Origin of the sequence: Nocardia sp. NPDC052001 (assembly GCF_040680615.1) — a bacterium.
GTDB lineage: Bacteria > Actinomycetota > Actinomycetes > Mycobacteriales > Mycobacteriaceae > Nocardia.
Genome location: NZ_JBFAXC010000002.1, coordinates 1,061,433 through 1,073,325, shown reverse-complemented (window position 1 = coordinate 1,073,325; position 11,893 = coordinate 1,061,433). Strand labels below are relative to the sequence as shown.

The window sequence follows — 11,893 nt, the reverse complement described above, 5'->3', positions numbered from 1 at the left end:
TGATTCTCCTGGATTCGATGAGAGGTGTCAGGACACCGGCACGGCGGCCGGTGCCGAGAGGGCGTCGGACTGCCAGCGCAGGCGCAGACCGGAATCGGGGTGGAAAAGATGGATATCGGCCGGATCGGCGCGCAGGGTGAGTTGATCGCCGCGGCGCACCCCGGCGGGGCGGGGAAGACGGGCACACAGGCTGTGCGCGCCGACGTCGATATGCACGAGTTCCTCGCTGCCGAGGTTCTCGACCATGCGGACCCGGCCGTGGATGCGGCCGGTGGGGTCGATGCGCAGGCGTTCGGGACGGATGCCCGCGGTGACGGCGGTGACGCCCGCGTGGGTGTCGGCCTCGAGACCCAGCGGCGCGGTGATGCCGTCGGCCTGTACGTGCAGTTCACCGTCGCGCGAGATCGCTTCGGCGGGAAACAGATTCATCGGGGGTGAGCCGAGGAATCCGGCGACGAAAGTGGAGCGCGGGCGGTCGTAGAGCTCCTCGGGAGTGCCGACCTGTTCGATGCGACCGGCGTTCATCAGCGCGATCCGGGAGGCCATGGTCATGGCCTCGACCTGATCGTGGGTGACGTAGACGAAGGTCGCGCCCAGGCGCTGATGCAGTGCGATCAATTCCGCGCGGGTGGCGCTGCGCAGCGCGGCATCCAGATTCGAGAGCGGCTCATCCATCAGGAACGCCCCGGGATCGCGAACCATGGCGCGCGCCAGAGCTACTCGCTGGCGTTGCCCGCCCGAGAGTGCGGCCGGGCGGCGATCGAGCAGTGCGCCGAGTTCGAGTACCGCCGCCACCTCCTCGACGCGCTGGGCGATACGCGCCTTGGACTCGCGCCGCGACTTGAGCGGAAACCCGATATTCACGGCCGCCGTCAAATGCGGGTACAGCGCATAGCTCTGGAACACCATGGCCAGATCCCGGCGCTGCGGGGACATCTCGGTGATATCGCGTTCGTCGAGCAGAATCCTTCCGGTGGTGGGGGATTCGAGTCCGGCGAGCAGGCGCAGCAGCGTGGATTTCCCGCATCCGCTGGGTCCGAGCAGCACCAGGAATTCGCCGTCGGCGATATCGAGGGTCACCTCCCGCACCGCCTGGTGCGCACCGAATTCTTTCGATACCGCGTCGATCTGTACTCGAGCCATGCGCTCAGTCTCGATGCGCCGCGCCACCGCCGACCTGGGCGATAGAAAACGACGATCGCCCGAAAGCAGTTGCTACCTCATCGCCTGCCGCCCGCGCGTCTCGGCCACGGTAATCCCGGCGCGAACCGACAGCGCCGCATCGGATCCCGCAACGGTAACCCCCGCGCGAATCGTCCCACTCCCGCAGCAGAAAGCCACAGATGAGAACCCTCGCCGCCACCGTGACCGTACTGGCCACCACCCTGGCAGTTCTGGACGCGTCCGCGACCGCCCAGGCCGACCCCGCCACCCCCGTCAACTTCACCGCCACCAATACCGAAACCGCCACCGTCATCCGCACCGACGCGGGCACCATGACCGCCGACAACGGCGTCTTCAAGATCAAGGCCACCGACGGTACCGTCCTCGGCGGCACCGAATTGTCCTTCCGCGTAGACGATTTCACCTTCCCCATCACCGCCGAAATCGCCGACCACCGCGCCACCCTCACCCCCCGCTTCGACCTCGACCACGCCACCTACCAGCCCGTGGCCCTCCCATACGAGAACCAGGCCCCCTGGAAAACCGAATACGACCGCGAACAGGCCGCCTGGAACCGCCTCGCCTCCACCATCAGCGCTGGAGCCACCATCGGCACCGCGGTAGGCGGCATCGCCGGCGCCGCCATAGGCTGTCTCATCGGCGGCGCCACTGGCGCAGCCCTCACCGGCGCCCTCTCCGCCATGTTCGGCGCCCTCCCCGGCGCCATCGTCGGCTGCATCGCCGGCCTCTCGGTAATCGGCTTCCTGGGCACCCTCGTAGGCCAACTCTTCATCACCGCCCCGGTAGCCATCCTCGCCGCCGCCCAATATTTCACCACCATCAACACCCCCTTCACCCCCGCCAAATAACCACGGCCCCAAACGAAAACGTATGAGTGGAGCCATGGGTAAGCCTCTGGGCATACCTGTCCCGCACGCGGGAGGATGAGTCCGCTGTCGGCAGCTGGCATGCCGGACAGCACCCGGGGAGGGTCGGCAGTCCTCGATGTAGCGCAACGTCGCGCGCGAGGACTGCTCACCCGAGCTCACTTCACCGGGCGGCCGCGTCGCGGATTCGTTCGGCGAGGTGGAGGTGGTTCACCGGGGTTGTCGTGTCTACGAACAGGGTTGGGGTGATGCGTTCAGAGCCTTCGCCAAGGGCCGCCCAGGGTGGTTTTGCCGGAGCCGGGCAGCCCGTTGATCAGTACCAGGAGATCGGCCACTCAGTGATGGTGGCAGATCAGTTGGTGGCGGCGGGTTGGGCGCAGAAGTGGGTGCGGGCGGCGGAGTTGGTGGCGTAGGGGGTGAGGGACAGGGTGGTGGGGGTGGAGAGGATGCATTCCTTGGGGGAGGTGTGGACTTCCACGGTGGCGGCGGGGACGAGTTTGTCGGATTCGTAAGTCCAGAAGGTGTGGGTGCGGCCCTTGTTGGCGGGGAGGTCGGCCGAGGTCACAGTGAAGCCGTCGGGGGAGTAATCGATTGCGGTGCCGGTGAATTCGCCGCTGCGGGTGAATTCGGTGGCGGTGCCGGTGGCGTGGTAGACGGCGTAGCGGGTGCCGGACGGGGTGGTGGCGAGGGGGATGATGAGCTCTTCGCGGCCGTCTGCGTCGGTGTCGATCAGTTCGGGGCGGGAGCGGGCGGAGTCCACACCCTTTTCGGTGATCGTCTGCGCGGCAACGCCGGTGGGGGTGGTGATGGCCACGGTGAGGGTGCCGTTATCGCCCGCTCCGGTGCGCCGCACGGTGAAGGTGAGATCGGCGGAATCGGACGATTGCAGTGTGCAGTCCGGCAGCGGCTTGCCCGAATCCTTATCGGGGCAGGGCAACAGCGCGGTGGCGGGGATCACCGTTGTGGTGGGAGCCGCCGGGGGAGTCGTAGCCGGGGCCGCGGTGCTGGTCGTCGTCTTCGGAGCCGGTTTCGGTGGGTCGGTGTCGAGACCACTGACGTTGTCACAACCCGCGACGATCATGGTGGCGGCGAAAACAGTGCATATTGCGGAATTTCTCCCCATGGCGGAGAGCATAGCGGCGGGCGCGACGGCACCGGATGGCACGTCACGGTGAGTGGCATTGCGTCCGTGCGGGATTCAGGGCTAGCCTGAGATTTGTCCCAGACAGTGAGGGGTGGCTATGCCCGGCGAGACACGAGCAACGGTTCAGCGATTTCTGCGACCACCGGAAGGCGTGATCCGCACCCGCACCGATCACGGCATGACCGATGCGATGACGATCCACATCGACGCACCGGCACAACAACTTTGGGACCTGGTCACCGATATCACCGGTATGGGCCGGTGGAGCACCGAGAATCGTCGCGGCCGCTATATCCGCGGTGCCGAACCGCGAGTGGGCGCGTGGTTCGTCGGCCTGAATCGCATCGGCCCCGTGCTGTGGGCAACCCCGTGCGAGATCACCATCGCCGAACCGCTCACGCACTTCGAATTCCAAGTGCACATCGTCGGCCCGCGCTGGGGCTACCGCCTCGCGCCGGATCCCGAAGGCACGCTCGTCACCGAATACCGCGAATGGTCCTACACGTCCGCGTTCAACCGGCTATTGCGCTGGTCCGGCCCCCTCGGCCAGACTCGGGACAATCACGCTCTCCACGGCATCCCGGAGACGCTCAGAGCCCTCAAAGAACACGCTGAAGCACGAGCGTGAGCTAGCGGAGAAATAGAAAAAGGAAGGAGAACAACTCCTTCCCACTCTCAACTTATATCGCACCCGGGGGCTTGCGGCAAGACCCCGGTGATGCCGCAGAATCGCTCATCGAAGCCAGAACCTGCGGATATGAGGAGTTGTGAATGGGTGCGACTGACGTGAATCCGCTGACCGTCGATGCGTTCAACCTGCCCGAGCGGCTGGCCGCCAAAGCCGACCCGGCATTGATCGCCGATGACCGGCGGCATTTCGCCGCCATCGCCGACAGCCTCGAGCAATCGATCACGGACCTGACCAATCGTCTCGACACCATCCGCAAGGCCCCCGTCTCGCTGGGCCAGGAGGCGGTCGAGCGCGATCAGGAGGTCCGCCAGCTCACCGGCCGCCTGCGCGGCCTGAGCCGCTTCGGCCTGGACCTGTGCCTCGGGCACTTCGTGCGCGAGGGCGATCCCGAACCCGTCTACGTGGGCCGCCTCGGCCTGACCGACAACGCCGGTGAGCGCCTGCTGGTGGACTGGCGTTCCCCGGCGGCCGAACCGTTCTTCGCCGCGACCCACGGCCGCCCGATGGGCCTGACCCGCCGGCGTCGCTACCGCTGGACCCTGGGCCGTATCAGCGACTACTGGGATGAGGTCTTCACCGCCGACGGCCTGGAGAGCAACGCCACCCTCGACGACCAGTCCGCGTTCATCGCCAGCCTGGGCAGCAACCGTTCGGCGCGCATGCGCGATGTGCTCGGCACCATCCAGGCCGATCAGGACGCCATCATCCGTGCGGGCTCACGTGGCTCGCTGGTGGTCGACGGCGGTCCCGGTACCGGTAAAACCGTTGTGGCCCTGCACCGTTCGGCGTATCTGCTGTATGCCGATCCGCGCCTGCAGCATCGCCGGGGTGGCGTGCTGTTCGTCGGCCCGTCCCGTCCCTACCTGTCCTATGTCGCCGACATCCTGCCCAATCTCGGCGAGGAAGGCGTGCAATCCTGCACGCTTCGCGACCTGGTCACCGAGGGCGCGACCGCGGCCGTGGAATCCAATCCCGAGGTCGCCCGCCTGAAATCCGCCGCGAACCTGGTGCGCGCCATCGAGACCGCCGTCGAGTTCTACGAACAACCGCCGAAGAAAGGCATGACGGTCTCGACCGACTGGGCCGATGTCTGGCTCAGCACCGACGATTGGGCCGAAGCGTTCGAGGCCCCCGAACCCGGCACCCCGCACAATGAGGCGCACGAGCAGATCTGGGATGTGCTGTGCGCGATCCTGAAAGATAAACACGACGACGACATTCCGGCGGGCGCGCTGCGAGAGTCATTGTGGCGCAACCGTGAATTGCGCACCGCCCTCAATAACTCGTGGACCATCATCGAAGCCGCCGACCTGGTCGGTGACCTCTGGACCGTTCCCGCGTACCTGCGCAAATGCGCACCGTGGCTCACCGCCGACGAGGTCCGCACACTACAGCGCACCGACGCCAAGAACTGGACCGTCTCCGACCTGCCGCTGCTCGACGCCGCCCGCCGGCGGCTCGGCGATCCGGACGCGGCACGCCGCAAACGCCAGTACGCGGCGACCGTCGCCGCGGAGCGGGCGCGCATGGACGATGTCATCGGCGATCTGATCGCCTCGGCCGTCCACGATGACGGTGAGGGCCTGATGACCATGCTGCGCCAGCAGGATCTCAAGGACAATCTGGTCGACGGCAGCGCCCTGCCCACCACCGATCCGGACGTGCTGGCGGGCCCGTTCGCCCACGTCGTGGTGGACGAGGCGCAGGAGTTGACCGATGCCGAATGGCAGATGCTGTTGCAGCGCTGCCCTTCTCGCAGTTTCACCATCGTTGGCGACCGCGCCCAAGCCCGCCACGGGTTCACCGAAACCTGGCAGGAACGCCTGGAACGCGTCGGCCTCGACCGAATCACCGTATCGCCGTTGAGCATCAACTACCGCACTCCCGAGGAGGTCATGGCCGAGGCCGCCCCGGTCATTCGCGCCGCGCTGCCCGATGCGAACGTCCCCACCTCGATTCGCAGCAGCGGTCTGCCGGTCGTGCACGGCTCCACCGCGGATCTGGACGCGATCCTGTCCGACTGGCTCGCCGAACACGATGAGGGAATCGCCTGTGTCATAGGCGATCCGGCGTTCGAAGGCACGGCGCGGGTCCGTTCACTGACCCCGGAGCTGGCCAAGGGCCTGGAGTTCGATCTGGTCGTGCTCATCGATCCGGAGCGCTTCGGACAGGGTATCGAAGGCGCGGTCGACCGCTATGTCGCGATGACCAGGGCCACCCGCCAATTGGTGATCCTCACCTGACCGGTGCCCCCATGGGCGGGACTGACATGGCGGGACTGCTGAACCGGACGGTCGGCTAGTCTCGGGCGGATGAGCACAGTCCCGCCCCGGTCTCTCGCCGAGCGGCGTGGCGCGCGCACCGGGCCATCGGTCGTGAAGCAGGCGAGCTTCATGGTCGCCGGAATGCTCTCCGGTGGCCTGCTGGCCTATTCGGCCCCGCGCATCGGGCCGGAACCGGTGTGGCTGGCGGCGCTGATCCCGTCCCTGTGGGTGCTGATGATCGGCCTGATTGTCGTGAGCGCGTGGCGAACACGCACGGCGGTAGCGGGATTCGCGCGCACCGTCGGCCCGGTGGAATACCTGTTCGCGGTGTCGGCGGTGTCCGGCCTCGTACTGTCCGATCCGGGCGGCACGCGCCTATCCCATCGGTTGGGTACGGGATTGCTGGCCTTCGCGGTATTGCTGTTGACCGTGGCGGTGTTCGCCCAACTGCACCGGACGCACCGCCGCACCGTCGCGGCGGGGGTTCGGGAGCGCGGAACCCGCACGCGCGGCGTGGTGACTTCCACTGGGCTGGAGGATTTTCCGGCCACCCCCAACCCGAAGATCGCCACATTGACCGTCCGATTCATCGATGACAACGGCACCGAGCGATGGCTGACCCCGACGGCCTACCAGGTCCCGGCCAAACCGATCGCGATCGATACCGAAGTCGTGGTGTGGTTCGATCCGGAACGCCCCGGCGATATCTCGCGGATAGTCGCCGAATTCGACAATGGCGTCAGTCGAATCGTGCGCACGAAATAGCGCCGCGCACCCGATTCAGAGACCGAGTTTGGTTACGGCGTTGTCTTCCAACGGGTTCGCGGTGCGGATGTAGCCGTGCACGGTGCGCGGGTTGGACCAGCGGCCCTGTCGCATGATCTCGCGGTCGCTCGCCCCGCCCAGCGCGGCCTGGGTCGCGAAACCAGCGCGCAAGGAGTGTCCGGAGAACAGATCCGGGTCCAATCCCGCGCGGGCGGCATACCGCTTGACGAGCTCTGCCACCGCACGCCCGGACATGGGGGAGTCGGAGATGCCGCCGTGCCGTGAGATGGCCGGGAAGAGCGGCACATTCGGTTCGACGAGGGTGGTCCCGGTGAACCCGTGGCAGCGATGGATTCGCGAGTCCGCGGGATGCTCGGCAAGCCACGCGGGCAGCGCGGCCGGATCGGCGGAGTGCGTCTCGCGCAGTCGAATCCAATCGGCGAACGCGCAGACCGGGCAGGTGTGCGGCCGCTGCCCGCGCGGCAGCACCACCCGCTGCCCGGCGATACCGGTGGGGTCGGTCTTGGTGGTGGGCAGATGAATCAGCAGCAGTGGTTCACCGCTGGCGTGATCGGTGTCGACCCGCACATCGGTGATCGCCATGCCCGCGATCTCGCTGCGGCGCAGCGCTCCCGCGAATCCGACGAGCAGCAGCAGGGTGTCGCGACGACGCGCGGGTTCGGTGGGCCACCCGGGTTCGGGCAGCTCGGCCAGCAACTGGTCGAGGGTGTGCAGCAGTACCGGCCGTTTACGTTTGGGCTGCGTGCGCCGGGTTCGGCGGATACCGCGCAGGGTCAGGCGCACGACATCGGCGCGCGTGGGGGACGGCAGACCGTTCGCGGCATGTACCGCCGCCAGCGCCGCCGACTTGCGTTCGAGAGTCGCTGCGCTGAAAGCCCATTCACCATTCGGGCGGCGTGCGTCGGCGGCGGCGGCGAGATACACCGCCACATCCAGCGCATCGGCGGGCAGCGCCTGCCGCGATTCGGCCACACACCAGGCCGCCCACGCGATCCAGTCGGTGCGATATGCCCGCAGCGTATTCGCGGACTGCGATGCCTCGAGGTACCGCCGCAGCGATCCGGCCTGCTCATCGTCGAAGCGTTCCCGAACCAGGTGCAGCGCAGCGGTATCCACCAGTACGCTGCGCACCCCGCGCCGCAGTTCGGTGCGCACCGCATCGGGTACGGCGATCACCCCACCGTGCTGTTCGGTCTGCGCTTCCCGCCCTTCGGCCATGAATCGACCCTACGGCACCGGTCCGCGTCCGCGTCCGAACGCGCGACAGTAAGGTCGGGCGCGCGTATTCGTGCCGATGCAGGAGGCCAGTGTGAGTATCGAAACCACCCGCCCGGATCGTTCATTTCCGTTGCGGCAGCCACCGATTCACGTCCCGGACGACACCCTCGACGATCTGCGGCAGCGACTGGCGCTGACCCGCTGGTCCGATGACGCGGGCAACGCCGACGGCTCGTACGGCGTCCCGCGGGCCTATCTGCAGGAACTGGTCGAGTACTGGCAGACCGATTTCGATTGGCGCGCCGCCGAAGCCGAGATCAACGCCTATGAACACTATCGAGTCGAAACCGACGGTGTGCCGGTGCATTTCATGCGCAAACCCGGCGTGGGCCCGAATCCGAAGCCGCTGATCCTCACACACGGCTGGCCGTGGACCTTCTGGCACTGGTCCAAAGTCATCGATCCACTCGCCGATCCGGGTGCGCACGGCGGCGATCCGGCCGAGGCGTTCGACGTAATCGTGCCGTCCTTCCCCGGTTTCGGCTTCTCCACGCCCGTCCAGGATCGCCCCGACCTCAATTTCTGGAAGGTCGCCGATATCTGGCACACCCTCATGACCGAGGTGCTCGGCCACGAGAAGTACGCGGCCGCCGGATGCGATGTCGGTGCGCTGGTCACCGGCCAACTCGGCCACAAATACGCCGATGAGCTGTACGGCATCCACATCGGCTCGGGCCAGAAACTCGATATGTTCACCGGCGATCGCGCCTGGGACCTCAGCGGCGGCCACCCGATCCCCGAGGGCCTCCCCGCCGATGTGCACGCGCGAATCGTGGAGCTGGACCACCGTTTCGCCGTCCACCTCGCCGCCCATATGCTCGCCCCGAGCACCCTGGCCCACGGCCTGTCCGATTCACCCGCGGGCATGCTGTCCTGGATTCTGGAGCGCTGGACCTCCTGGAGCGATAACCACGGCGATATCGAAACCGTCTTCACCAAGGACGAATTGCTCACCCACGCCACCATCTACTGGGTCACCAATTCCATCGGCTCCTCGATGCGCATTTACGCGAACCACAACCGGTACCCTTGGACGCCCTCGCACGATCGCGAACCGGTCATCGAAGCCCCCACCGGAATCACCTTCGTAGCCCACGAGAATCCGCCCGGCGTTACCACCGACGAACGCGTCGCCCACTTCCTCGGCACCGACCGCGCCGCCTGGTACAACCACGTCAACGTCACCGCCCACGATTACGGCGGCCACTTCATCCCTTGGGAAATCCCGGACGAATGGGTGGCTGACCTGCGCCGCACCTTCCGCGATCGGTGATTCGATCACGCGAACTATTGTGTGGGACCGAGAGTCCCATATATCCTCGAAAGAGTGCGGGCGGTCACACGCCGCCCGCCTGCACGAGGAGACATCGATGACGCTGTCAGATTCGGTTCGCACCGACTTCTTCGACGCCGACTACCGCGCGGCGCTGGCCACCCTGTCCGAGGGCTCGGTGCACCGCAAGTTCGACCCCTATCTCGATATCGATTGGGACGCACCGGATTTCCAGTTGGATCCGAACGATCCGCGCTGGGTGCTGGCCCCGGAATACGATCCGCTGGGCGCCACGCAGTGGTACCGCGACCTGCCGCTGGAACGGCAGATCGAGATCGGCCGCTGGCGCATCGCGAACGTCATCAAGGTCGGCGCGGCCTTCGAGAGCGTGCTGATCCGCGGGATGATGCAGTACATCATGAAGCTGCCCAACGGGTCGCCGGAGTTCCGCTACTGCCTCCACGAAATGACCGAGGAGTGCAACCACATTCAGATGTTCCAGGAGCTGGTGAACCGCATCGGGGTGGATGTGCCCGGGATGCGGCCGCTGTTCCGGATGCTGTCCCCGTTCATCGGGGTGGCGGGCGGGTACGCGCACGTGATTCTGCTGATCGGGGTGCTCGGCGGTGAGGAGCCGATCGACCACTATCAGAAGGCGCTCATCCGGCACGGCGGCAATGTGCCCCCGGCGGTCCTGCGCACCATGGAGATTCACATCGCCGAGGAAGCCCGGCACATCTCCTTCGCGGGCGAATTCCTGGCCGCGCACCTGTCCCGGATGAGCACCGCCGGGCGCGCGGTGTGCTCGGTGGCGTTCCCACTGGCCATGCGCTGGCTCGCGGGCGAGATCATGGCACCGTCCAAATCGTTCGCGCGCCGGTTCGATATTCCGGACGAGGTCATGCGCGAGGCGTTCTGGCAGGGTCCGCATTCGCGGCAGATCCTGTCCGGCTACTTCGGCGATATGCGTTCACTCGCACGCGATCTCGGGCTGATGAATCCGGTGGCGCGGCAGATGTGGTCGCTGCTGAAGATCGACGGCCCGGCCTCGCGCTATCGCAGCGAACCCGAACGCCGGGTCGCCTGACTCATTCCGGGGTGTTCGCCGCCAGCTCGTTCAGGACGGTGAGCAGCGGGCGCTCCGGATCGAGGGTGAGTCCGTGTTCGCGGGCCACCCCGTCGAGCACGCTCCAGGCGTAACCGGCCACGGCCGCAACGAGTTTCGCGCGGGTCAGCGTGGGTTCGGGATCGCGTGTCCAGCGGCTCACCGTGGATTCGGTCATGGTGACGATGGCGAAGGTCATGGTGTCGATCGCCGGTTCGTCGGCGACGCCGATCACCCCGGCCAGACCGGACACCAATCGCCTTGCGCGGCTCGCGATCTCGGCTTGCAGCCCCACCATGGCGGAAATATTGTCGGGATCTCCGACGCCGGGTCCGCGGCGGACGAATTCATCGCGGCGCGGATGTTCGGCGATCCAGTCGACGACCGCACCGACCGCGCGCGCGAGGATCTCGCGAATCGATCCGGCCCCGATATCGAGTGCCGTGTCCACGGTCGCGGCGAATTCGGCGCAGATGGCGGTGCGCACGTGCCGATCCAGCTCATCCCGCCCGGAGAACTGGCGGTACACCACCGATTTCGCGAGCCCGGCCCGTTCGGCGATCTGCTGCATCGGTGCCTCGGCCCCGGGCGCGTTCTCATCGAGCAACTCGATGGCGGCGGTGATAATCCGCTCACGCCGCTCATCATTGTGCGGTTGCCAGCGCGCCTGCCGTCCACCGATGGCGGCGGCGGGCTCGGCACTGGTCACGCCGCCGAGTCTAGGGCACCGGATGCGCGCCGACAGGGAACACCCGGGCCGCCATTCCGCCCACCGAAATCGGGACGAACCACCGAATCACTTCCGGAGCACGGCACTTCGGGGAAAGATCGCGGGCATGACCGAGCCGCGTCCAAGACCGAATGTCCTCCTGATCACCCTGGCTGTCTGCGCGATAGCCGTTTCCGGTCTCATGCTGGTGGTGGTCGTGAGCACGATAGGCCCGAGCAAAGATGCCGCAGCGGCCACCAAGACCACGTCGAAGACCCCGACTCCGGCGGCCATCGCACCCGTAGTTCCCGTCGTTCCCGTCGCGCCGCCCCCACCGGTGACGGTGGTGCCGACGACCACCGCCTCGGCCGGCACCCTCGACCACACCGAAGTCGCCTCGGAGATCGTCTCCGTCCTGCAGAGCGACTACGGCATCGACGACATCACCACCGTCCGCTGTCCCAACTCCATGCCCGTGCGTCTCAATGCCGTCTACACCTGCACCCTCAAGGTGGGCGGCGAACCCAAACACGTCTCTGTTCAAATCACCGACCAGTCCGGCAATTACGACGTCAGCCGCCCGACCGGCTAG

The 11,893-nt window shown here is 66.8% G+C and carries 11 protein-coding genes; 7 read left to right on the top strand and 4 right to left on the bottom strand.

Annotation, left to right across the window (positions count from 1 at the left end; genetic code table 11):
- Positions 1-27: 27 nt before the first annotated feature.
- A complete protein-coding gene (locus AB0L82_RS13310) occupies positions 28-1,143 on the bottom strand; it encodes an ABC transporter ATP-binding protein (protein WP_364634758.1) in 1,116 nt (371 codons plus the stop codon).
- 200 nt (positions 1,144-1,343) lie between these two features.
- Here AB0L82_RS13310 and AB0L82_RS13305 point away from each other — a divergent pair, with 200 nt between their 5' ends.
- Positions 1,344-2,033, top strand: coding sequence for a hypothetical protein (locus tag AB0L82_RS13305; protein ID WP_364634755.1), 690 nt, complete (start codon positions 1,344-1,346; stop codon positions 2,031-2,033).
- Positions 2,034-2,403: 370 nt separating this feature from the next.
- On the opposite strand, the gene AB0L82_RS13300 is transcribed toward AB0L82_RS13305, so the two are convergent.
- Positions 2,404-3,174 (bottom strand): hypothetical protein, encoded by a 771-nt coding sequence (locus AB0L82_RS13300; RefSeq protein ID WP_364634752.1) that lies wholly within the window; start codon positions 3,172-3,174, stop codon positions 2,404-2,406.
- A 118-nt stretch (positions 3,175-3,292) separates the two neighbouring features.
- On the opposite strand from AB0L82_RS13300, the gene AB0L82_RS13295 reads away from it, so the two are divergent.
- The 3 genes from AB0L82_RS13295 (at position 3,293) to AB0L82_RS13285 (ending at position 6,915) form a co-directional block, all read left to right on the top strand.
- Positions 3,293-3,823 carry an SRPBCC family protein gene (locus AB0L82_RS13295; RefSeq protein WP_364634749.1) on the top strand — a complete coding sequence of 177 codons (531 nt, stop codon included), beginning with the start codon at positions 3,293-3,295 and terminating at the stop codon, positions 3,821-3,823.
- Between the two features lie 158 nt (positions 3,824-3,981).
- Positions 3,982-6,129: an RNA polymerase recycling motor ATPase HelR gene (gene helR, locus AB0L82_RS13290; RefSeq protein ID WP_364636049.1), complete on the top strand. Its 2,148-nt coding sequence runs from the start codon at positions 3,982-3,984 to the stop codon at positions 6,127-6,129.
- A 69-nt stretch (positions 6,130-6,198) separates the two neighbouring features.
- Positions 6,199-6,915: a hypothetical protein gene (locus AB0L82_RS13285; protein WP_364634746.1), complete on the top strand. Its 717-nt coding sequence runs from the start codon at positions 6,199-6,201 to the stop codon at positions 6,913-6,915.
- 15 nt (positions 6,916-6,930) lie between these two features.
- Here AB0L82_RS13285 and AB0L82_RS13280 read toward each other — a convergent pair whose 3' ends face one another.
- Positions 6,931-8,154 carry a site-specific integrase gene (locus AB0L82_RS13280; RefSeq protein ID WP_364634743.1) on the bottom strand — a complete coding sequence of 408 codons (1,224 nt, stop codon included), beginning with the start codon at positions 8,152-8,154 and terminating at the stop codon, positions 6,931-6,933.
- A gap of 91 nt (positions 8,155-8,245) precedes the next feature.
- On the opposite strand from AB0L82_RS13280, the gene AB0L82_RS13275 reads away from it, so the two are divergent.
- Positions 8,246-9,487 carry an epoxide hydrolase family protein gene (locus AB0L82_RS13275; RefSeq protein ID WP_364634740.1) on the top strand — a complete coding sequence of 414 codons (1,242 nt, stop codon included), beginning with the start codon at positions 8,246-8,248 and terminating at the stop codon, positions 9,485-9,487.
- 97 nt (positions 9,488-9,584) lie between these two features.
- A complete protein-coding gene (locus AB0L82_RS13270; protein WP_364634737.1) occupies positions 9,585-10,574 on the top strand; it encodes a diiron oxygenase in 990 nt (329 codons plus the stop codon).
- Position 10,575: 1 nt separating this feature from the next.
- On the opposite strand, the gene AB0L82_RS13265 is transcribed toward AB0L82_RS13270, so the two are convergent.
- On the bottom strand, positions 10,576-11,301 hold the full coding sequence (locus AB0L82_RS13265; RefSeq protein WP_364634735.1) for a TetR/AcrR family transcriptional regulator: 726 nt from the start codon (positions 11,299-11,301) through the stop codon (positions 10,576-10,578).
- 127 nt (positions 11,302-11,428) lie between these two features.
- Here AB0L82_RS13265 and AB0L82_RS13260 point away from each other — a divergent pair, with 127 nt between their 5' ends.
- A complete protein-coding gene (locus tag AB0L82_RS13260) occupies positions 11,429-11,893 on the top strand; it encodes a DUF4333 domain-containing protein (RefSeq protein WP_364634732.1) in 465 nt (154 codons plus the stop codon).